Source organism: Rhodococcus sp. BH5 (assembly GCF_027583855.1).
Classification (GTDB): Bacteria; Actinomycetota; Actinomycetes; order Mycobacteriales; family Mycobacteriaceae; genus Rhodococcus_F; species Rhodococcus_F qingshengii.
Map to the genome: position 1 here is coordinate 499,610 of NZ_JAJHVW010000001.1, position 20,979 is coordinate 520,588.

The 20,979-nt window shown below is 62.2% G+C and carries 19 protein-coding genes; 11 read left to right on the forward strand and 8 right to left on the reverse strand.

Annotation, left to right across the window (positions count from 1 at the left end; all coding sequences use genetic code 11):
* Positions 1–89: 89 nt before the first annotated feature.
* Both RhoBH5_RS02205 and RhoBH5_RS02210 read left to right on the forward strand, forming a co-directional pair.
* Positions 90–1,127: an alpha/beta fold hydrolase gene (locus RhoBH5_RS02205; protein ID WP_007732813.1), complete on the forward strand. Its 1,038-nt coding sequence runs from the start codon at positions 90–92 to the stop codon at positions 1,125–1,127.
* Between the two features lie 26 nt (positions 1,128–1,153).
* Positions 1,154–3,658 (forward strand): DEAD/DEAH box helicase, encoded by a 2,505-nt coding sequence (locus RhoBH5_RS02210; protein WP_003942173.1) that lies wholly within the window; start codon positions 1,154–1,156, stop codon positions 3,656–3,658.
* A gap of 53 nt (positions 3,659–3,711) precedes the next feature.
* Here the strand turns inward: RhoBH5_RS02210 and RhoBH5_RS02215 are convergent, their stop codons facing one another.
* Positions 3,712–4,119 (reverse strand): DUF5997 family protein, encoded by a 408-nt coding sequence (locus RhoBH5_RS02215; protein ID WP_007732807.1) that lies wholly within the window; start codon positions 4,117–4,119, stop codon positions 3,712–3,714.
* A gap of 56 nt (positions 4,120–4,175) precedes the next feature.
* On the opposite strand from RhoBH5_RS02215, the gene RhoBH5_RS02220 reads away from it, so the two are divergent.
* Positions 4,176–5,024, forward strand: a complete 849-nt coding sequence (locus RhoBH5_RS02220; RefSeq protein WP_003942255.1) for a LysR substrate-binding domain-containing protein — start codon at positions 4,176–4,178, stop codon at positions 5,022–5,024.
* A gap of 122 nt (positions 5,025–5,146) precedes the next feature.
* On the forward strand, positions 5,147–6,547 hold the full coding sequence (locus RhoBH5_RS02225) for an FAD-binding oxidoreductase (protein ID WP_064688807.1): 1,401 nt from the start codon (positions 5,147–5,149) through the stop codon (positions 6,545–6,547).
* Between the two features lie 28 nt (positions 6,548–6,575).
* Here the strand turns inward: RhoBH5_RS02225 and RhoBH5_RS02230 are convergent, their stop codons facing one another.
* Complete coding sequence (locus RhoBH5_RS02230) at positions 6,576–7,496, reverse strand: hydrogen peroxide-inducible genes activator (protein ID WP_020907545.1); 921 nt, start codon at positions 7,494–7,496, stop codon at positions 6,576–6,578.
* 229 nt (positions 7,497–7,725) lie between these two features.
* On the opposite strand from RhoBH5_RS02230, the gene RhoBH5_RS02235 reads away from it, so the two are divergent.
* The 3 genes from RhoBH5_RS02235 to RhoBH5_RS02245 all read left to right on the forward strand — a co-directional run bounded on the left by RhoBH5_RS02235 (position 7,726) and on the right by RhoBH5_RS02245 (position 9,616).
* Positions 7,726–8,313 carry a peroxiredoxin gene (locus tag RhoBH5_RS02235; protein ID WP_003942119.1) on the forward strand — a complete coding sequence of 196 codons (588 nt, stop codon included), beginning with the start codon at positions 7,726–7,728 and terminating at the stop codon, positions 8,311–8,313.
* Positions 8,314–8,315: 2 nt separating this feature from the next.
* On the forward strand, positions 8,316–8,855 hold the full coding sequence (locus RhoBH5_RS02240) for a carboxymuconolactone decarboxylase family protein (protein ID WP_003942122.1): 540 nt from the start codon (positions 8,316–8,318) through the stop codon (positions 8,853–8,855).
* Between the two features lie 80 nt (positions 8,856–8,935).
* Positions 8,936–9,616 (forward strand): PhzF family phenazine biosynthesis protein, encoded by a 681-nt coding sequence (locus tag RhoBH5_RS02245; RefSeq protein WP_003942237.1) that lies wholly within the window; start codon positions 8,936–8,938, stop codon positions 9,614–9,616.
* Here RhoBH5_RS02245 and RhoBH5_RS02250 read toward each other — a convergent pair.
* Positions 9,602–10,300: a hypothetical protein gene (locus tag RhoBH5_RS02250; protein ID WP_003942163.1), complete on the reverse strand. Its 699-nt coding sequence runs from the start codon at positions 10,298–10,300 to the stop codon at positions 9,602–9,604. The genes RhoBH5_RS02245 and RhoBH5_RS02250 overlap by 15 nt on opposite strands.
* Before the next feature lie 17 nt (positions 10,301–10,317).
* Between RhoBH5_RS02250 and RhoBH5_RS02255 the strand changes: the two genes are divergently transcribed.
* Positions 10,318–10,584, forward strand: coding sequence for a hypothetical protein (locus RhoBH5_RS02255; protein ID WP_003942156.1), 267 nt, complete (start codon positions 10,318–10,320; stop codon positions 10,582–10,584).
* A gap of 2 nt (positions 10,585–10,586) precedes the next feature.
* On the opposite strand, the gene RhoBH5_RS02260 is transcribed toward RhoBH5_RS02255, so the two are convergent.
* Positions 10,587–11,810: an aminotransferase family protein gene (locus RhoBH5_RS02260; RefSeq protein ID WP_270007907.1), complete on the reverse strand. Its 1,224-nt coding sequence runs from the start codon at positions 11,808–11,810 to the stop codon at positions 10,587–10,589.
* Positions 11,811–11,942: 132 nt separating this feature from the next.
* Here RhoBH5_RS02260 and RhoBH5_RS02265 point away from each other — a divergent pair, with 132 nt between their 5' ends.
* Positions 11,943–12,260 (forward strand): DUF2322 family protein, encoded by a 318-nt coding sequence (locus RhoBH5_RS02265; RefSeq protein ID WP_030535540.1) that lies wholly within the window; start codon positions 11,943–11,945, stop codon positions 12,258–12,260.
* Here RhoBH5_RS02265 and RhoBH5_RS02270 read toward each other — a convergent pair.
* Positions 12,231–12,860 (reverse strand): Pr6Pr family membrane protein, encoded by a 630-nt coding sequence (locus tag RhoBH5_RS02270; protein WP_054188523.1) that lies wholly within the window; start codon positions 12,858–12,860, stop codon positions 12,231–12,233. The two genes, RhoBH5_RS02265 and RhoBH5_RS02270, sit on opposite strands and share 30 nt — an antisense overlap.
* Before the next feature lie 101 nt (positions 12,861–12,961).
* On the opposite strand from RhoBH5_RS02270, the gene hrpA reads away from it, so the two are divergent.
* On the forward strand, positions 12,962–16,867 hold the full coding sequence (hrpA, locus tag RhoBH5_RS02275) for an ATP-dependent RNA helicase HrpA (protein ID WP_050655801.1): 3,906 nt from the start codon (positions 12,962–12,964) through the stop codon (positions 16,865–16,867).
* 286 nt (positions 16,868–17,153) lie between these two features.
* Here hrpA and nrdR read toward each other — a convergent pair whose 3' ends face one another.
* A complete protein-coding gene (gene nrdR / locus RhoBH5_RS02280; protein ID WP_030535543.1) occupies positions 17,154–17,651 on the reverse strand; it encodes a transcriptional regulator NrdR in 498 nt (165 codons plus the stop codon).
* A gap of 194 nt (positions 17,652–17,845) precedes the next feature.
* A complete protein-coding gene (locus tag RhoBH5_RS02285) occupies positions 17,846–18,559 on the reverse strand; it encodes a LysM peptidoglycan-binding domain-containing protein (RefSeq protein WP_270007908.1) in 714 nt (237 codons plus the stop codon).
* Positions 18,560–18,826: 267 nt separating this feature from the next.
* Here RhoBH5_RS02285 and lexA point away from each other — a divergent pair, with 267 nt between their 5' ends.
* Positions 18,827–19,555, forward strand: a complete 729-nt coding sequence (gene lexA / locus RhoBH5_RS02290) for a transcriptional repressor LexA (RefSeq protein WP_007735195.1) — start codon at positions 18,827–18,829, stop codon at positions 19,553–19,555.
* Positions 19,556–19,647: 92 nt separating this feature from the next.
* On the opposite strand, the gene RhoBH5_RS02295 is transcribed toward lexA, so the two are convergent.
* On the reverse strand, positions 19,648–20,790 hold the full coding sequence (locus RhoBH5_RS02295) for an acyl-CoA dehydrogenase family protein (RefSeq protein WP_270008058.1): 1,143 nt from the start codon (positions 20,788–20,790) through the stop codon (positions 19,648–19,650).
* Between the last annotated feature and the right edge of the window lie 189 nt (positions 20,791–20,979).

Sequence of the window (20,979 nt, forward strand, 5' to 3'; positions counted from 1 at the left end):
GATAGCCTCAAACTCTGTGTGATTTTCGTTGACGGCTCAACAACTGGAGCAGACAGTCAACGTGGTCACACTCCGAGCCAGGAGGCGACATGAGCAGACCACGGAACCGTCAGCTCCGACCGGTCCCCGACGAGGAACCGCGGATGATGTTCCGGACGATTCACGGCTACCGACGCGCATTTCGGATAGCCGGCGAGGGTCCGGCGGTACTGCTCCTGCACGGAATCGGCGACAACTCGTCGACGTGGACCGAGATCATTCCCCACCTCGCCAAGAAGTACACGGTCATCGCACCTGACCTGTTGGGTCACGGCCGTTCCGACAAGCCACGCGCGGATTACTCGGTAGCCGCGTACGCCAACGGCATGCGGGATCTTCTGTCGACGCTCGGCATCGAGCACGTCACCGTCATCGGGCACTCGCTCGGCGGCGGCGTAGCGATGCAGTTCTCCTACCAATTCCCACACATGGTGGATCGCCTCGTGCTGGTCTCGGCCGGTGGCGTCACCAAGGACGTCCATCCGCTGCTGCGCCTCATGTCCGTTCCGGTGGTCAACGAGGTGGTAAAGCTGCTCCGGATACCTGGTGCGATGCCGCTCGTCCGGATGGCCGGGAACCTTGCCGGCGTAGTTCACGGTTCAAATCTGCGTCCCGGCACCATGTTGCATGACACACCGGACCTGATTCGCGTGCTCGCTGATCTCCCCGACCCCACTGCCTACGAGGCCTACCTTCGTACGCTGCGGGCCGTCGTGGACTGGCGCGGACAGGTCGTCACGATGCTCGACCGCTGTTATCTGACCGAGAATCTGCCGGTTCAACTGATCTGGGGCGACGACGACTCCGTCATTCCCGTCTCCCACGCTCATCTCGCGCACGCGGCGATGCCGAACTCACGCCTCGAAGTCTTCCGCGGCTCGGGCCACTTCCCGTTCCGCGACGATCCGATGCGTTTCCTGCAGATCGTCGAAGATTTTCTTTCCAGCACCGCACCACTCGTCTTCGACGAGGCTCGCTGGCGCCACATGCTGATCTCCGGGGTCGGCGAGAACACCATCACCGGAACGTCGTCCACCCGCATGGCGGTGCTCGACGCCATGGGCTCGGACGAGCGAAGCGCAACCTGATCCACGGTTGCGGCTAGCCTGTACGAGTGCTGCTGACGGAACTTCTCCCCGACAACGCGGATCCTGATTCCGTTTTCGACGCCTTCTCTTCGTGGACCATCGAACGAGGTTTGACGCTCTACCCGGCCCAAGAAGAGGCCGTCATGGAGTTGGTCTCGGGTGCAAACGTGATCCTTGCGACGCCGACCGGGTCAGGCAAATCGATGGTGGCGATCGGCGCGCATTTCTATGCGATGTCGCTCGGCAAGCGCACTTACTACACAGCGCCGATCAAGGCCTTGGTGAGCGAGAAGTTCTTTGCACTGTGTGAGGTCTTCGGTGCCGAGAACGTCGGCATGATGACTGGCGACGCCGCCGTGAACTCGTCGGCGCCGATCATTTGTGCGACGGCCGAAATCGTCGCGAATCTTGCACTGCGCGAGGGCCCGAACTCCGATATCGGCCAGGTCGTGATGGACGAGTTCCACTTCTACTCCGAACCCGATCGAGGTTGGGCGTGGCAGGTTCCGCTCATCGAGTTGCCGCACGCCCAGTTCCTGTTGATGTCGGCAACTCTCGGTGAGGTCGACTTCTTCTCCGAAGATCTGACGCGGCGTACCGGGAAACCCACCACCGTCGTCTCCGGCACAGAACGCCCCGTGCCTTTGATGTTCTCCTACGCGACCACGCCGGTCGGCGAAACCATCGAAGATCTGGTGACCACCAACCAGTCCCCCGTCTACATCGTGCATTTCACGCAGGCCGCCGCGCTCGAACGCGCCCAGGCATTGACGAGCGTCAACTTCTGTTCCAAAGAAGAGAAGGAAGCGATCGCCGAGGCGCTGGGTGGTTTCCGCTTCACCACCGGGTTCGGAAAAACACTCTCCCGCCTGGTCCGGCACGGCATCGGCGTTCACCATGCGGGCATGCTGCCCAAGTACCGACGGCTCATCGAAGTTCTCGCACAGGACGGGCTTCTCAAGGTGATCTGCGGTACCGACACCCTCGGCGTCGGCATCAACGTCCCGATCCGCACGGTGCTGCTCACGGGTCTGGCCAAGTACGACGGCGTCCGCACTCGGCATCTGAAAGCCCGCGAGTTCCATCAGATCGCCGGCCGCGCGGGTCGTGCAGGCTACGACACGATGGGCACCGTCGTCGTCCAGGCACCGGAACACGAAGTAGAGAATCTGCGGGCAGTCGCCAAGGCCGGCGACGATCCGAAGAAGATCAAGAAGATTCAACGCAAGAAGGCTCCCGAGGGGTTTGTGTCCTGGAGCGAAGCGACGTTCGATCGCTTGGTCGCCGCCTCGCCCGAGCCGTTGGTGTCGCGATTCTCGGTCAGCAACTCGATGCTGCTCAATGTCATTGCCCGCCCGGGTAACTGCTTCGACGCGATGCGGCACCTGTTGGAGGACAACCACGAATCGCGTCCGGCGCAGCGCAAGCACATCCTCAAAGCGATCTCGCTGTATCGCGGATTGCTCAGCGCCGGCATCGTGGAACGCCTCGACGAACCCGACGAGTACGGCCGCATGGCTCGGTTGACGATGGACCTGCAACGCGACTTCGCCTTGAACCAGCCACTCTCACCGTTCGCCTTGGCGGCATTCGAACTTCTCGACGTCGAATCCGACAGTTACGCACTCGATGTCGTCTCGATCATCGAGTCGACGCTCGACGATCCGCGTCAGGTTCTGATGGCGCAGCAGCACTTCGCTCGTGGCGAAGCGGTGGCACAGATGAAGGCCGACGGCATCGAGTACGAGGAGCGCATGGAACTCCTCGAAGAGGTTACGTGGCCGAAACCGTTGTCGGACTTGCTGTTCCCGGCTTTCGAAATGTACCGGGGTGGCCACCCGTGGATCACCGAGTTCGCCCTCTCCCCCAAGTCCGTGGTGCGCGACATGATCGAACGCGCCATGACGTTTGCCGAGTTGATCAGCCATTACGGACTCACCCGGTCCGAGGGCCTCGTCCTGCGCTACCTCGCCGACGCCTACCGCGCGCTGCGACAGACCGTCCCGACGGAAGCGCGCACCGAGGAACTCGAAGACATCATCGAGTGGTTGGGTGAGCTGATCCGTCAGGTCGACTCGAGCCTGCTCGACGAATGGGAGTCACTCACCGACCCCGGAGCCGAGGCAGACACGGAAGAGGTTGCGTTCGGCGCCGACATTCCCCGTCCCATCTCGGCGAACCCGCGCGCATTCCGCGTCATGGTGCGCAATGCGATGTTCCGACGCATCGACCTCGCGTCGCGTCGGCAGTGGAATGAGCTGGAAAACCTCGAGGACGGTATCGACGCCGCCGAGTGGGAGGAGCAACTACTCCCGTACTTCGAGGAGTACGCAACAATCGGAACCGGGCCATCGGCGCGCGGGCCGGCGCTCTTCCAGGTCACCGAAGAGGGTGAGTTCTGGCGGGTGCGGCAGGTGCTCGAGGATCCGGAGGGCGATCACGGATGGGCACTGCTTGCAGTCGTCGACATCCCGGAATCGGATGCCGCGGGTGAAATCGTGTTCGACGAGCTGAGCGTCGTAGAAGGCTAGCGCCTGTGCGCCTTTCTGGTAGTCGGCGCTACCAAAAAGGCGCACAGGGGGCGTCAGCCCCTACGAGCCTTCCGCGGCTGGTTGCGGCGAGCAGCGCGCTTTTCCTTGATGCGAACGTTCTCGGCCCGCACCTCGGCCTGAACAGCGCGTTCCTTTTCGAGCCATTCGGGCTTCTCTTCGAGGAGTGCGGCGATCTGATCCGTGGTGAGTGCTTCTTCGACGCCGCCGCGGGCCAGGCCGGCGATCGATACGCCCAGCTTGGCTGCGATGACCGGGCGAGGGTGCGGTCCGGTGCGTCGCAGCTCCAGCAGCCACTCCGGCGGATCGGTCTGCAGAGCGGTCAGCTCGTCACGAGTCACGTCGCCTTCCTGGAACTGCGCAGGTGTTGCTTCCAGGTACACACCCAGCTTCTTGGCAGCCGTCGTCGGCTTCATCGTCTGGGGAGTTTTGTTCGACGTCATGCAACAAGAGTAACCAGCCGATACGGGTGCTTTTACCAAGGCGGTAGCCTTGCCTGGTGACAGACGCGGATAGTCAGGCAATTTTTCGACTCGCGTACGCCCCGGGGGTGACGCCCACCAAGTGGGTCCGGGTGTGGCACGAGCGGCTCCCCGAGGTGCGTCTGGAACTTGTTCAGTTCCCGGTTCTCGAACTCGAAGCTGCACTTCGCGCCGGTGAAGCAGATGCAGGTTTGGTTCGACTGCCGATCGACCGGACCGGCATCAGCGCCATCTCGCTGTACGCGGAAACCCCGGTGGTGGTGGTACCGAAAGATCACGTGTTCACTACTGTCGATCAGATTTCCGTCGACGATCTGGCCGACGAGATAGTGCTCGATCCTCTCGACGACAGACTCGACTGGCCGACCCGTCCCGGAAAGACCGCCGCCGAGCGACCCGCGACCATCGCCGACGCCATCGAGTTGGTGGCCGCCGGTGTCGGAGTTGTCGTGGTTCCCCATTCGCTGGCGCGGTTCCACCATCGCAAGGACCTGACCTTCCGTCCGGTGGACGGTGCGCCCGAGGCTCCTGTGGCTTTGGCATGGATGGAGTCCAAGACCACAGATCTGGTCGAGGAACTTATCGGCATCGTGCGGGGCCGAACGGCGCAGAGTTCCCGCGGCCGAAACGGTGAGCCGGCGGAGAAGATCAAGGGCTCCGTCAAGGCCAAGATCGCGGCCCGCGAGCGTCGCGCAGAAGCTGCCAAGAACGGGCAGAAAGCTAAGGGCGCCGGCACCGCAAAGAACATATCCGGACGCAACGCCGGTTCCGGTAAGGCCAAGGCGGGCGGCAAATCAGGCAGCGGCAAGTCCGGTGGGACCAAGAGTTCGGGTGGCCGGTTCTCCGGAAAGCAGAAGGGCCGCTAGGGCTTCAACTGGCAACTCGGAGGATCGCTGCCGGACAATGCTGAACTGATCAGGCGCGACAGACTCGGGCTGTGGTCTCGCGAATTGGCGCATCGTCGAACTCCGTCGAGCATGATGAGAGTATGACTCCCGCGAGTTCTTCAGCCCTCGACGAATTGGTAGCGGCACTCCCCGAGGGAGCCGTCCTGCTGGATCCGGACGTGACCGCGGGCTACCGCCAGGACTGGGCCGCCGATCCGGCCGCCGGCCACCCCGCTGCCGTGGTTCGCGCTACGTGCACCGAAGACATCCAAACCGTGATGCGATGGGCAACCGCCAATCGCGTACCGGTGGTTCCCAGAGGTGCCGGCTCGGGCCTGTCCGGTGGATCCAGCGCCGTCGACGGTTGCATCGTGGTCAGCACCGAGCGAATGCGACAGATCACGATCGACCCGGTCGCCCGGGTGGCGGTTACTCAGCCCGGCTTGATGAATGCGGAGGTCAAGAAAGCCGCCGCAGAGCACGGACTCTGGTACCCACCTGACCCGTCGTCCTTCGAGATCTGTTCCATCGGCGGCAATGCAGCCACCAACGCCGGCGGACTCTGCTGCGTCAAGTACGGAGTTACCACCGACTACGTTCTCGGACTCCGGGTCGTGCTGGCGGACGGTACAGCTGTCAGCCTCGGAGGTCCCCTTCTCAAGGACGTCGCCGGACTCTCACTCACCAAACTGTTCGTGGGCAGCGAGGGTACTCTCGGCATCATCACGGAAATCACGTTGCGTTTGATTCCCGCGCAGCCGCCCGCATCAACCGTCGTCGCGTCGTTCGACTCGGTACAAGAAGCTGCCGACGCGGTCTTGGCGATCACCAGCAACATGCGTCCGGCGATGCTCGAGTTCATGGATCACGCCAGTATCAATGCTGTCGAGGATTCGGTACGCATGGGTCTGAACCGCAAGGCTCACGCACTACTGCTCGCGCAGTCCGACGCACCCGGCGCGGCAGGCGTGCTGGAAATCGAGACGATTGTTCAGGCGTGCGAAAACAACGGAGCCACCGAAGTATTCGCCACCGATGACCAGGCCGAAGGTGACGCTTTTGCGGCGGCACGGCGAGCGGTGTTCCCGGCCGTGCTCGCGATGGGAAGTCTGCTTCTCGAAGACGTGGGCGTTCCCATGCGCGCACTCCCCCAGCTGGTAACCGGGGTCGAAGCCGTCGCAGACGACCTCGACGTCCTGATCTGCACGGTGGCGCACGCCGGAGACGGAAACACCCACCCGCTCATCGTCTTCGACCCCGCAGACCCGGACATGTCCGAACGCGCACAGATCGCATTCGGACGGGTGATGGATCTCGCCATCGCGCTCGGCGGCACGATCACCGGCGAACACGGGGTCGGTCGACTCAAGCGCGACTGGCTGCCGTCACAGTTGGGTGAAGACGTCATGGCCCTCAATCGCAAGGTCAAGGATGCGCTCGACCCGCTGGGAATTCTCAATCCCGGAGCCGTCATTGCCGCGAAAGAAGGCTCTCTCGACTAGCTTTCACGTCGACGTCGAACGAGTCACGTCATCGAGGAACCGTCGGGCTGACCGAACGGACCAGCTCGGCCAGCTGACGGAATCCTTCTGCTCGGCCACTCGACGAGCGGAACACGACGCCGATCGTGCGACCTGGAGCCGGCGAAGCGAAATGCGCCGTCGACAAGTCCCCGCGTCGAACCTCCACGGCAACAGCCGATTCCGGGACCAAAGTCACCCCGAGTCCCCCGGCCACACATTGCACGACTGTCGCGAGAGAGGTAGCCCGCGTGTCGCCGGCAAGCGGATGGGCGTCTACCGAACGGCACAGATCCAACGTCTGGTCGCGCAGGCAGTGGCCGTCGTCGAGCAAGAGCAACGGCAGCGCGTCGAGCACGTCCGCCGTGAGATCGACACGTCCGGCCAAGGAATGATCGTTCGGCACGACCATCACAAAATCCTCTTCGTACACAGGAACTTCCACCAGGCCAGGTGTTCCGGCAGGAAGCGCCAACACCGCGACGTCGAGCGCTCCCGATCGCAGGGCATCAAGCAAGCGCGCCGTTTGATCCTCGACTATTTGCGGCGCCAACGACGGCAGCTTCTCGCGCAGCTCCGGCAACAACCCCGGAAGAATGTAGGGCGCAACGGTCGGGATCAACCCGATGCGTAGCGGTCCGGTCAGAGAGTCGCCGGAGCCGGCCGCGCTCGCGACGAAACCGTCGGCAGCCTCGAGGATTTGCTTGGCCTGACCGAGCAAGCGCTGCCCGTCCGCGGTCACGAGCACGCGCCGCGTACTACGTTCGATCAGTTTGACCCCTAGTCCCGCCTCGAGAGCTGCCAGCGCCTGCGACAGTGTGGGTTGGCTCACACCGGAACGCGCTGCGGCAGTACCGAAGTGCCGGTACTCGGCGACCGACACGAAGGCACGCAGCTGTGACAAGGAAGGTTGATAAGTCTGATCAGACATGCCTATCAGTGTAGTGCCACCCATCACCTTTACCTTTTGAACGGTTTGATGCAGAATGGACTCATACCAAAAAGCGCCGGTCACAACCTCGACACTCCAGTCGAAACCGTCCGACCCGCTGACGGTGACAAACCCTCTCGATCCAGCACGTTCGGCCGTCACAGTCCGAACAGCCGGATCGTGTGCGCAAGAAATTCCTGTTCACGAGACACGTAGGAGAATGAGACACATGGCTCTGCTCACAATCGGCGACCAGTTCCCCGCTTACAACCTCACGGCTGTCATCGGCGGCGACCTGTCCAAGGTCGATGCCCAGCAGCCCGATGACTACTTCACCACCGTCACCAGTGACGACTACGCAGGCAAGTGGCGCATCGTCTTCTTCTGGCCCAAGGACTTCACCTTCGTCTGCCCCACCGAGATTGCTGCATTCGGCAAGCTCAACGAAGAGTTCGCAGACCGTGACGCTCAGGTTCTCGGCGCTTCCGTCGACAACGAGTTCGTGCACTTCCAGTGGCGTGCACAGCACGAAGAGCTCAAGACCCTCCCCTTCCCGATGCTCTCGGACCTCAAGCGCGAGCTTGCCGAGGCCACCGGCGTCCTCAACGCCGACGGCGTTGCAGACCGCGCGACGTTCATCGTCGACCCCAACAACGAGATCCAGTTCGTCTCCGTCACAGCCGGTTCCGTCGGCCGTAACGTCGACGAGGTTCTCCGCGTCCTCGACGCTCTCCAGAGCGACGAGCTGTGCGCATGCAACTGGAAGAAGGGCGACCCGACCATCAACGCCGGCGAGCTCCTGACTGCGAGCGTCTGAGTATGAGCGTCGAGAACCTCAAGAACTCGCTTCCCGAGTACGCGAAGGACCTCAAGCTCAACCTGAGTTCCATTGCGCGCACGACGGTCCTGAACGAGCAGCAGTTGTGGGGAACGCTCCTCGCAACGGCCGCAGCCACCAAGTCTGCGTCCACGCTCAAGGAGATTGCTTCCGAGGCTGCCGACAACCTGTCGGCAGAGGCATACAACGCCGCTCTCGGCGCAGCGTCGATCATGGGCATGAACAACGTCTTCTACCGCACCAAGGGCTACCTCGACGGTAAGTACGACGACCTTCGTGCCGGCCTGCGGATGAACATCATCGGCAACCCGGGCGTCGACAAGGCCGACTTCGAATTGTGGTCGCTTGCAGTGTCCGCGATCAACGGCTGCAACCACTGCCTCGAAGCTCACGAGAACACCCTCCGCCAGGAAGGTGTCGACCGCGAGGTCATCTTCGAAGCGATCCGCGCCGGTTCCATCGTCGCGGGCGTCGCACAGGCTGTCGAAGCCAACGAGATCCTCTCTGCCGCACAGGTCTGATCACTCGGACCTCAGTGCAGTTCGACGAGCCCTCCCCACCGTGAAGGTGGGGAGGGCTTTTCGCGCGCTAGGGTGGACCGATGGGTATCGAGGTGAGTGTGGTCCGGGTCTTCACGGACGAGAACGGCAAGCACGGGAATCCGCTGGGAATCGTCGACGCGTCCACGGTTGCAGAATCGGATCGACAAGCCGTCGCGAAGGAACTCGACTACAGCGAGACCATCTTCATCGACGTTCCGGATGACGGCGCCTCGCGTGCGCGGGTCCAGATCTTCACTCCGGCAGCAGAACTCCCCTTCGCCGGACACCCGACCGTCGGTGCCACGTGGTGGCTGGGCGAACAGGGCCGTCGCGTGAGCGCCCTCGACGTTCCTGCCGGCAGTGTCGACGTCCGCCAATCCGGCGCTTTGACGTGGGTACGCGCGCGTGCCGAATGGGCACCGGAATTCGCGATCTATCCGATGGACACGGTGGACGACGTCATCGACGCAGATCCGTCCGACTACGAGGCGGATCATTCGTATCTGTGGGCATGGCAGGACAAGCTCGAAGCTGCCATCCGCGCACGCATGTTCGCACCGGTGATGGGAATCGCCGAGGACGAGGCGACCGGATCTGCAGCGCTGCGCATCACGGACCGATTGAGGAAATCATTGCTCATCACCCAGGGACGCGGATCGGTCCTTCACACGACCTTCTCTCCGGAAGGTTGGCTCGAAGTCGGCGGCCGCGTCGTCGCCGAGCCGTCACGAACCTTGTGAGTACCCGGCGGGATTGCGTCCGGCCTCGAGGTCACGTGCACTCAGTGATACCGAGATCTCGTCACCGAGCGCAACTCCCGGCGCGAGGGGCAACTGATCTCCACTCCAGAACTTGCCCGGGTCGAACCAGTTGACACGACGATTACCGACGAGCAGACCCATCGCTTCATAGGTCTTGGCAACCACTTCGGCGCAGTAGGCGCTCTCGACGGCTACTGCCGATACGTCGGACTTCTTGCGCAGCTTCGGGATTCGGCCGCCGAACCAGCGCGAAGCAAGCTTGGCCGTCGACGGGAAAGGCGTACCGTCCAGCCGCGCGATCGTCTCGAGCAGAGCGTCTTCCTGCTCCCGGGTGACTTCGTGGTCGAGCTGGCGCAACCATCCACGCTGCCCGTACTTGGCGCCCCAGACCTGAACGGCCGATCGCAGATCGTGCAGTTGGACACCACGCTGGAAGCGTCCGGTCCACATGTCCTGCAGCGAGTGACCGAGTTCCGCATGCCACATCAGCGGCGGGAGGTCGTCGATCACGACCGACATTCCGACGTGGTTGACGGGACTGTTGGTCAGTGTCTGAATGGCCCGGTCCGCCGTCGACTCTCCGCGAAAGATCCAGATGTCGCCCGTGCGGGTGGCGGCGGCGGCCTCGTCGAGACTCACCTGCGAAAGCAATCGTCGGTCCATGCCTCTAGCGTAGAGGGATGAAACTCCGTACTCCTCTACGCGCCTCGCACGTTTGGAAACTGGTCGGCCTCGCCGGTGCAATGGGCGTTGCCGCCACCGGGGTTCTCGTTGCGCGCGGCGAACGCCAGCGTCGGGCCTACTCTCCGGACGAAATTCGCTCGGTACTGCACGAGCGGTACACCCAGGCCTACGCCAAGCAGTCGGAACAAGAGGTTCTGGAACTCGAACCTGCACCCAACGCTGTGCGGCGCCGAATCGAGAAACTCTTTCGGCGCCGCAGCTGACTTCAGCCGAGAGCTGCGAGGATTGCTGCTGCCATCTCCGCGACCTGATCATCGGTCATGACGAACGTCGGCGAAATCTGCATCGCACCCTGACCCGCCGCGCGACCCGAAATACCGTGCTCACGAAGCGTCTTCACGAACGGCAACGCCTCCGCCGGATCAGCCAACTGCACCGCGGCGACCGCACCGAGCCCACTACGAACCTCCGCCACCCGCGGATGCTCCGCCAACGGCTGCAGATGCGTATGCAACGACGCCTCCAGACGCTTCGACTCCGCGAGCAGATTCTCACGCTCGAGAATGTCGAGGTTCGCCATCGCCGCCGCAGCAGCACCGGCATGCCCGCCGTACGTGTAACCATGACGCCACCACGAACCGGCATAGAACGGCTCCGCCACCCGCGGCGCGATGAACACCGCACCCATCGGCACGTAACCCGACGTCAAACCCTTTGCCGTGGTCATCATGTCAGGCTGCAAATCGAAACGAGTGGACGCGAACCACTCACCACCGATCCGGCCGAAACCGGTCACGACCTCGTCGACGACAAAGAGGATGTCGTGCTCACGGCAGATGTCACGCACCTCGGCCAGATACCCCTCCGGCGGCAGATACACCCCACCCGCACCGATGATCGGCTCCGCGAAGAACGCCGCGATCTTGTTCGCACCGATCTTCTCGATCAACTCGAGCAGACTCTTCGCATCATCCCAGCCGACGGTCGCCGCATCCGCCATCAGCTCGCCGTACCCCTCACGGTTCACCGGAATACCAGCGAGAGCCGTTCCGGCAACGTGCATTCCGTGATACGCCTTCTGGCGTCCGACGATGATCGTCTTCTCCGGCTGCCCCACCTCGTGCCAGTACCGGCGAGCCAGCTTCGCCGCAGTGTCCACCGAATCCGAACCACCCGAGGTGAAGAAGATCTTGCTCCCGGCAACCGGCGCGATGGCCGCCAACCGCTCGGCCAACACCTGCGTGGTCTCGGGAACAAAATCACCGAAGTTGGAGAAATGAGCGATCTTCGACAACTGAGCCGCCACCGCATCCGCGATCTCGGTGCGCCCGTGCCCGACATTGGTGAACCACAGGCCCGCCGTCGCATCCAGATACCGAGTGCCCTCGCGGTCCCAGATGTACGCGCCCTCACCGCGAGAGACGACAAACGCGCCGTTCTTCTCCACAGCGCCCATGTCCGCGAACCCGTGCCACAATGCCGAAGCCATCATTGTCCCCTTCGAATACAAACGATGCTGGTGTGCAAACGATGTGCTGCGACTATATCGACACCGGAAATCCGCGCACGACGGCGCTCGCCCGGCACCGGCTTTCACGGGCGCACCCGTAATCTGTCGACCATGACTTTTGCCGACAATCTTGCAGCACTGCCCGCCATCGATCATCTGGCCGCCATCGAGGTACTCGACGCCGACGGAACCGTCCTCGACACCGTCGAGAACAAGCCCGGAAAGTCCGGCTCGGTCAAGGTGTACAACCACCTCGCTCAGGTCTACGGCGCGCTGACACCCGAAGCCGCCTCGGCAGGACTGACGATCTTCGCCGAGCACACCGAGGACGCGCGGGCGAACCCCGGTAAGCATCCGAACGTGGACCGCCTCGAGCAGGTGCTCGCCTCCGGCAATCCCCTAGGACTTCGCAGCGTTCCGTCCGCGTAGCCCGGCTCCCAGCCGTCCGACGGCATTGACTGCCAACGCCATCAGGGCCATCGCGATGCCCAGTACGACGAATCCGATGAACAGGGCCAGATAGCCCTGGTGGCGCGGATCCATGAACGGGTAGGGATACCAGTCGACGATCGAGCCTCGGATCAACGTGTACACGCCGTACACGACCGGGAACAGCAACCACTGCAGTGAACGTGCTTCGGAGATCCTGTGCCTCGAGGCGAAGAACACCCAGTCGAGCAGCATGACCAACGGAAGAATCCGATGCAGTGCCGAGTTGATCCAGGCATCGTTCAAATTGACGTCGATATCTGCCAGGAGGACGGCGTAGATGATGCCGGTGATCACCATGTACAGCGTCACCGCCCCGCGGATCGACTGCCACGCCTGCGATTGTGGATCTCGAATTGCACCGATCAGCAACACGATCACTGCAAGAATGTTGCTCTCGATGGTGAAGTAGCTCAGATAGTTCGACAGAGACAGCTCAGCCGCGTCACGGATCGGGATCCACAGCAAAGCGGCAAGTCCGAACACAGCAAACAACAGTCTCAGGGCTCGCACGGCGATCGGCGTCGACAAGACAGGCACCGATGACTCATTTGCGGTATTTGTCGTCACCGGTCGATATTTGCACATCAAAACGATCTGCGAGCGGTAGTTGTGAACGCGTTCGATAGGCTGTCATCAGCATGTCTACAACACCACCGGCCCCGCTCTCCCCCAAGCGGAGTGACCTGAAGAGCGCGCTGGCGCAGGTCTCACTCCGCGACGAGAGTCGACTCCGTCGCAAACTCGACCGTGCCCGCACACCAGACGCTTTGGTGGCGCTGGCCGAGGAAATCGAAACGGCGCGCACACGGTTGGCGGCACGATCCGCCAATGTTCCCGCAGTCTCGTATCCGGAAGCTCTGCCCGTCAGTCAGCGCAAGGACGACATCGCGACCGCGATCTCGGAGAATCAGGTTGTCATCGTCGCCGGCGAGACCGGCTCGGGTAAGACAACCCAGATCCCGAAGATCTGTCTCGAACTCGGACGTGGCGTCCGCGGTCTGATCGGACACACACAGCCGCGCCGGTTGGCAGCACGCACCGTTGCCGAACGTATCGCCGAAGAACTCGACACCGAACTCGGCGACGCCGTCGGATACACCGTGCGGTTCACCGACCAGGTCTCGGACCGCACCTACGTCAAGCTCATGACCGACGGCATTCTCCTCGCCGAAATTCAGCGCGACCGTATGCTCCGACGCTACGACACGCTGATCATCGACGAAGCGCACGAACGCAGCCTCAACATCGACTTCATCCTCGGTTACCTGGCTCAGCTGCTCCCCCGCCGACCCGATCTCAAGGTCATCATCACGTCGGCGACCATCGATCCCGAGCGCTTCGCCAAGCACTTCGCTGTCGACGGTAAGCCCGCGCCGATCGTCGAGGTTTCCGGGCGAACATTCCCTGTCGAAATGCGTTACCGGCCACTGACCGTCGAATCCGGCGACATCACCTTCGACCGCGATCCCGTCGACGCGGTCTGCGAGGCGGTCGACGAGTTGAGCGCGGAGGGCGAAGGCGACATCTTGGTCTTCCTCTCCGGCGAACGCGAAATTCGCGACACCGCAGATGCTCTACGCGATCGGCGTCTTCGCAACACCGAAATCGTCCCGCTGTACGCGCGGCTGTCTGCCGCCGAGCAACACAAAGTGTTCTCGCCGCACACCGGCCGACGCGTCGTCCTTGCCACCAACGTGGCCGAGACCTCGCTGACCGTTCCCGGCATTCGGTACGTCGTCGATCCGGGAACCGCGCGCATTTCGCGATATTCGGTGCGCACCAAGGTTCAGCGGTTGCCGATCGAGCCCATTTCGCAGGCGTCAGCTCGTCAGCGTTCCGGGCGTTGCGGCCGCGTCGCCGAAGGAATCTGCATCCGCCTGTATTCCGAGGAGGACTTCGAGTCACGGCCGGCATTCACCGAACCGGAGATCCTGCGAACCAACCTCGCATCCGTGATCTTGCAGATGACGGCCCTTGGCCTGGGCGACATCGCGGCATTCCCCTTCGTCGAACCGCCGGACCAGCGCGCCGTGAAGGACGGAATCGGACTCCTCGAGGAACTCGGCGCCATCGCGCGAGGTTCCGAGGCCAGCCACCCCGAACTGACGCCGGTCGGCCGCGAGCTGGCCCAGATTCCGGTGGATCCGCGGATGGCACGGATGCTGGTGGAAGCCAAGAACAACGGTTGCCTTCACGAAACCCTTGTCATCGTCGCGGCGTTGTCCATCCAGGACGTTCGCGAGCGGCCCGCCGAGTTCCAGCAAGCCGCCGACGAAAAGCACGCCCGCTTCAACGTCGAGAACTCCGACTTCCTGGCCTACCTGAAACTGTGGGACTACTTACGCGAACAACGTAACGATCTGTCCTCCAACCAGTTTCGCAAGATGTGCCGGAACGAGTTCCTGCACTGGCTCCGCATCCGCGAATGGCAGGATCTGCACGGGCAACTCCGGCAGATCACCCGCGGTCTCGGCTGGACAGTGGGAGAGACACCGGCAAGCGAGAACGCGATCCATCAGTCGCTCCTTGCCGGGTTGCTCTCGCATATCGGGCTACGCGAGGGCGAGAAGCGGGACTACCTCGGCGCCAGGGGCAGCCACTTCGCGATCTTCCCCGGATCGGGACTGTTCAAGAAGCCACCACGCTGGGTCATGGCCGCCGAACTCGTGGAAACGTCGAGGCTGTGGGCGCGCATGTCCGCGCGTATCGAACCCGAGTGGGCTGAAAAGCTCGCCCCGCACCTGGTGAAACGGACCTATTCCGAACCGCACTGGTCCTCCAAGCGCGGCTCGGCGATGGCATACGAGCGGGTCACTCTCTACGGAGTTCCTCTGGTAACCGGCCGCGCAGTGACGTACTCACGAATCGATCCCGAGGCCTCTCGCGATCTCTTCATCCGCCATGCGCTCGTGCAGGGCGAATGGCAGACGAACCACAAGTTCTTCCACGAAAACCGTGCACTCCTCGACAACGTCGAAGAACTCGAGAACCGCGCGCGCCGACGCGACATCCTCGTCGACGACGAAACTCTCTACGAGTTCTACGACGAACGTATCGGCCAGGAAGCCGTATCCGCCAAGCATTTCGACCAGTGGTGGAAGACCGAGCGGCGCAAGAATCCGAGTCTGCTGACTTTCACACCGGAAACGGTGGTCAACTCCGACGCAGCTGCAGTACTGGGCGGCGAGTACCCGGACGCCTGGCGCCAAGGCGACATGCAGTTTCCACTCACTTACCAATTCGAGCCGGGAAAGGACGACGACGGCGTCAGCGCGCACATCCCGGTCGGCCTGCTCGCGCAACTTCAGCCGGTCGGCTTCGACTGGTTGGTCCCCGGTATGCGCGTCGATTTGGTTACTGCTCTGATCAAGACGTTGCCCAAGAACATCCGACGCGCTGTCGTGCCCGCACCCGACTACGCCGCCGCAGCGTTGGCAGCAGTCAAACCTCGATCCGAGCCGTTGATGACCGCAATGGCCCGCGAACTCTCGCACTTGGGCGGGATCCAGATCGACGCCAAGGACTTCGATCCCGCCGCGCTGCCCGACCATCTTCGGATGACGTTTGTCGTCGAGGACGAATCGGGCAAGGTTCTCGCGAAGGGCAAGGATCTGGCGCAGCTACGACGCACACTCGCCCCGCGCGTGCAGAAGGAAGTGGCCAAGGCGGCAACCGGAACCGAACGGGCAGCGGCAACCGTCTGGACATCCGAAACCCTGGGCGCATTGGAACAGACCATCACTCGCTCCATCGGCGGACAGCAGGTGACCGGCTACCCAGCTCTGGTGCCGGAGAACGGCGGAGTTGCCGTTCGTGTCCTGAGTACGCCGGCCGCGCAGGCGCAGGCGATGAGGGAAGGTACGCGGGCGCTTCTCCTCGCGGCCGTTCCCACCCAACTCAAGGCAGTGACCGCCGGCTTGTCGAACACGCAGCGTCTGGCTCTCGGCCAGAATCCGGACGGCGGCTTGGAGGCCCTCGTCGAAGATTGCCGGGTGGCAGCTGCCAACGAAGTGATTGCGGCCCACGGTGGACCGGTACGCACGCCTGAAGCGTTCGATGCCCTGGTGAAGATCGCACGCTCCGAACTGGCCGGACGCGTTTCCGCGATCCTGCGCATGATTGTTCCGATCCTCGAACAAGCACACCAACTGAGCGTCGTGCTGGACCGCTCGCGCGGCGAGGCAGCCGACGACGTCCGAGAACAGTTGACCTCACTGCTGTTTCCGGGATTTGTCGCCGAACTGGGATCGGCCCGCCTACGCGATTTACCGCGGTATCTTGCCGCAGCAAAATTCCGTCTCGAAGCTCTGCCCGCAAGTGCACAACGAGATCAGCAGGCTATGGATGTCCTCGACCGGGTGTACGCAGCGTACGACCGGTTGTTGAGTTCGCTTCCCGAAGAGCGTCGCACTGCTCGAGATGTCGACGCGATCAGTTGGATGATCGAGGAACTGCGCGTGAGCCTGTTTGCGCAGTCCCTCGGTACACCCACACCGATTTCCGAAAAGCGAGTCCTGAAAGCTATCGAAGCGATCAAGCGTTGATGTTCGGCGAGAATTGCGCGATCAGTAGATTGTCTGAATGTTGACGTTGGTGAGGAAACCGCCAAAGGTGGCAACAGTGTTGGCGAACCCGAGGGTTACCAGGCTGTTCACGACTCCGAGAACTGCAACTAAGTTCATAACGCCTCCGTGAAGATCCGAGATGCGGACGAACGTACCTGGTAGACACTAAGCGAATAACGTGCCCGATTTGTTCGATTGTTCGCTTTGTGTTCTCAGCGTTACCTAAGACCGCTCTGTGCTCTCAGCGTTATCTGAGGCGAAGGCCTCAGTCGACGGAAACGGTCTCGGCGCCGGGAGCCTTCTCGGCGGCACGGGTCTCTGCATGCTCGCGCATGTCGGTGATCTCACGTTCGAAATCCGCAGCCGAGCTGAAGGACTTGTACACCGATGCGAATCGCAGGTAGGCGACTTCGTCGAGATTTCGAAGCGGATCGAGGATCGCGAGCCCTACCTCGTTACTGGGAATTTCGGCAGAACCCGAAGCTCGAACGGCATCTTCGACCTGTTGGGCGAGCAAATTCAGCGAATCGTTGTCCACTTGGCGGCCCTGGCATGCGCGACGCACACCTTTGACAACCTTTTCTCGGCTGAAAGGCTCCGTGACGCCGCTGCGCTTCACGACCGAGAGAACTGCCGTCTCGACCGTGGTGAATCGGCGGCCACACTCGGGGCACGAACGGCGCCGCCTGATCGCCTGGCCCTCGTCGGCCTCGCGCGAATCGACCACTCGGGAATCAGGGTGCCGGCAGAACGGGCAATGCATCGGGGTTCCTTCGTTGTCGCCGAAATGGCCGCAACTCAGATTCGCTACCGACTGCAAATCCTCCGACGATTTACAGAGCAGATCCACGTACTCAACGCGACCACCCGAGGTGGTGGGACTGTCAAGTGGACAGCTTACTCGCTGTGAACGGACTGCTCTCACGCTCGGTACGCCCCCGCCTGGTACGGGGTAGGTCAGCGCCCCGAGGCCGGCACGATCAGCGTTTGTCCCACTGACAGTCCGGAACTCGACATCGCATTGAGATCCATGATCTGCTCGATCACCGAACCGACAGCCTGGCCAGGTGCAACCTTGGCAGCAATATCACTGAGGGATTCACCCGCGGCAACGCGAACCACTTCGGTCGCGCCGTTTGTCGCAGCTACGTCACCACTCGACAAAGCGCCGATCCCCACCAACGCCAACACTGCGAATGCGGTGAATACGGCGCCCAGGAAAACCGTCTTCCAACTGACATCCTCGGCGGCCACTTCATGTTCGACCCGTGACACACCGACCCTGTTTCGGTGCGCGAAACTTCCTCCGTACGGGCGTGACGAATCGTGCTCGCTGTCCCACCGGCGAGGAGATTCGCGCAATGAACGCGAACCTGAAACCGCGCCCACCGCCGGAACCCGGCGAACGACGGCCGCCTGCGGTTCGTTGTCGACATCCCTGGCCACGCCATGCATTTCGGCCGCTCCGCGCCGTTCGAAGGACACAGCGTCTGCATCGGGCCCATAGAACGAGGGGTGGTACTTCAGTGCCGACGTACCGTCGAAACCAAACGCGTCGAAACCAATCGCGTCGTCGAAAACCCTGTTGCTTTTCAGTGCTGCGTTACGCATCGTGACCTCCGCTGGTCGACACCGATCGATGTGTTCGATCATGCGTTCGATGGAACGCATGTTCGAATTTCTACCACGCCTGGCCGACAATGTCTCTACTTGGAGCGACACGAATCGAACAGATGTTTGAAACCGCGAGCAAATCCGGCTAGATTCGTGTCAGACCACACAGCGGGAATTGCGAAAGCCTCCGTGTTTGTCGACAGCTCGAATGTTGGCAGGAGGCACCGACAGGTTTCTGCGCGACTTGCACCAGGCACTTTTGCAGGCAGTTTTCAGACACGACTTCTTCAGACACGACTTCTTCAGACACGGAGGCAACAGGCCATGAAGGACGATCGCTCCAGCACAGCCGCGGAGGCAGGAGCTTCTGCAGTTCCGTCTCCGTCGAGCGAGACGCTCACCGAGCGTCAGCGGCGCGTTCTCGAAGTGATCCGCGATTCGGTGACGGAGCGCGGGTATCCGCCGAGCATTCGCGAAATCGGGGATGCGGTGGGGCTTACCTCCACGTCGTCGGTCGCGCATCAACTGCGAACGTTGGAGCGCAAGGGCTTCCTTCGACGCGATCCCAATCGCCCTCGTGCAGTCGATGTTCGGGGTCTCGACGAGGTTGCGGCCGATACCGCCATCGCGTCGGTGTCGAAGCATTCCGGCGAGTACAACAGTGCCGACCCGCTGCCAGAGCCGGCGTTCGTCCCCATCCTGGGCCGCATCGCTGCCGGCGGACCGATCCTCGCCGAGGAAGCTGTGGAGGATGTGTTTCCACTCCCCCGCGAGCTCGTCGGCCAAGGTTCGCTCTTCATGCTCAAGGTTGTCGGTGAGTCGATGATCGATGCAGCGATCTGCGATGGCGACTGGGTTGTCGTCCGTCAGCAGAACGTCGCCGAGAACGGTGACATCGTGGCCGCAATGATCGACGGCGAAGCCACCGTGAAGACGTTCAAGCGTACGAAGAAGGAGGTGTGGCTGATGCCGCACAACGACCTCTTCGAGCCGATTCCCGGCAACAACGCCGTCATCTTGGGCAAGGTTGTCACGGTCATGCGGAAGATCTGAGTTCGCTCGCACCCTCGATCACAAAACTCTGGGCCCCGGCATCAGCCGGGGCCCAGAGTCTTTTCGTGACGATCAGCGGTCCATCACCCGAATCAGAGATTCAGCGAACGTCCGATGATCTCCTTCATGATCTCGGTTGTGCCCCCGTAGATGGTCTGCACACGAGAGTCCATGTACGCCTTGGCAACCGGGTATTCCTTCATGTAGCCGTAGCCTCCGTGCAGCTGGAGGCAGCGGTCGATGAGCTTGACCTGAGCTTCGGTGGTCCACCACTTCGCCATCGCAGCTTCCTGCACGGTCAGCTTCTCGGCATTGAGCTGCTCGATGAACTTGTCCACCAGGATGCGCACTGCCGTGGTCTCCGTTGCCAATTCGGCCAGTACGAATCGGGTGTTCTGGAAGCTGCCGATCGACTTGCCGAATGCCTTGCGGTCACGGCAGTACTGGATCGTGCTCTCGAGAACCGATTCCATTGCGGCGGCAGCAACGACGGCGATCGAGAGTCGTTCCTGGGGAAGGTTCTTCATCAAGTAGAAGAAGCCCATTCCCTCTTCGCCCAGCAGGTTGGCAGCGGGAACGCGTACGTCGGTGAAGCTGAGTTCGGCGGTGTCCTGAGCCTTCATGCCGATCTTGTCGAGATTGCGTCCTCGCTCGAAGCCGGGCATGTCCCGCTCGACCACGAGGAGGCTGAAGCCCTGAGCACCCTTGTCCGGGTCGGTGCACGCGACAACGATGATGATGTCGGCGTTGATTCCGTTGGTGATGAAGGTCTTCGAACCGTTGAGTACCCAGTGGTCCCCGTCGCGAACTGCTTTCGTCTTGATGCCCTGCAGGTCGCTACCGGTACCCGGTTCGGTCATCGCGATCGCCGAGATCAGCTCACCCGACGCGAATCCGGGTAGCCAACGCTGCTTCTGCTCCTCGTTGGTCAACTCCAGGAGGTACGGCGCCACCACGTCGTTGTGCAGCGTGAAGCCGATACCACTGAAGCCACCCTTGGTGGTTTCCTCGGTGATGATCGCGTTGTAGCGGAAATCCTTGACACCGCCGCCGCCGAATTCCTCAGGTACCGCGGTTCCCAGGAATCCCTGCTTTCCGGCCTCGACCCAGACGTCACGATCGACGATGTTCTGCTCTTCCCACTTCTCGTGGTTCGGTGCCACGTGCTGTGCCAAGAACTTCTGGTACGACTCCCGGAAGAGTTCATGTTCCGGTTCGGACAGGGTGCGCTCCACGCCGACTCCTTGCAATTCGATATACGGCACTTCAGTGATGTACCCGGTGGGGACGATGTACCCGGTCGGGATGTTTTCGCTGAGACTGGGCACGCCGAAGTTCGCGGGCCCACGTCACTGCCTCCGACGGTAGAACCTGTTGCGATACCCGTCGATGACCCGAACGATCACGATTCGTGACTGTAGCGG

Coding starts and splice junctions, on each gene's coding strand:
- lexA (WP_007735195.1), top strand. CDS start 18,827: ATGAAGGACGATCGCTCCAGCACAGCCGCGGAGGCAGGAGCTTCTGCA.
- RhoBH5_RS02250 (WP_003942163.1), bottom strand. CDS start 10,300: ATGGACCGACGATTGCTTTCGCAGGTGAGTCTCGACGAGGCCGCCGCC.
- RhoBH5_RS02215 (WP_007732807.1), bottom strand. CDS start 4,119: ATGACGTCGAACAAAACTCCCCAGACGATGAAGCCGACGACGGCTGCC.
- RhoBH5_RS02235 (WP_003942119.1), top strand. CDS start 7,726: ATGGCTCTGCTCACAATCGGCGACCAGTTCCCCGCTTACAACCTCACG.
- RhoBH5_RS02245 (WP_003942237.1), top strand. CDS start 8,936: ATGGGTATCGAGGTGAGTGTGGTCCGGGTCTTCACGGACGAGAACGGC.
- RhoBH5_RS02240 (WP_003942122.1), top strand. CDS start 8,316: ATGAGCGTCGAGAACCTCAAGAACTCGCTTCCCGAGTACGCGAAGGAC.
- RhoBH5_RS02285 (WP_270007908.1), bottom strand. CDS start 18,559: ATGCGTTCCATCGAACGCATGATCGAACACATCGATCGGTGTCGACCA.
- hrpA (WP_050655801.1), top strand. CDS start 12,962: ATGTCTACAACACCACCGGCCCCGCTCTCCCCCAAGCGGAGTGACCTG.
- RhoBH5_RS02255 (WP_003942156.1), top strand. CDS start 10,318: ATGAAACTCCGTACTCCTCTACGCGCCTCGCACGTTTGGAAACTGGTC.
- RhoBH5_RS02265 (WP_030535540.1), top strand. CDS start 11,943: ATGACTTTTGCCGACAATCTTGCAGCACTGCCCGCCATCGATCATCTG.
- RhoBH5_RS02205 (WP_007732813.1), top strand. CDS start 90: ATGAGCAGACCACGGAACCGTCAGCTCCGACCGGTCCCCGACGAGGAA.
- RhoBH5_RS02230 (WP_020907545.1), bottom strand. CDS start 7,496: ATGTCTGATCAGACTTATCAACCTTCCTTGTCACAGCTGCGTGCCTTC.
- nrdR (WP_030535543.1), bottom strand. CDS start 17,651: ATGCATTGCCCGTTCTGCCGGCACCCTGATTCCCGAGTGGTCGATTCG.
- RhoBH5_RS02260 (WP_270007907.1), bottom strand. CDS start 11,810: ATGGCTTCGGCATTGTGGCACGGGTTCGCGGACATGGGCGCTGTGGAG.
- RhoBH5_RS02225 (WP_064688807.1), top strand. CDS start 5,147: ATGACTCCCGCGAGTTCTTCAGCCCTCGACGAATTGGTAGCGGCACTC.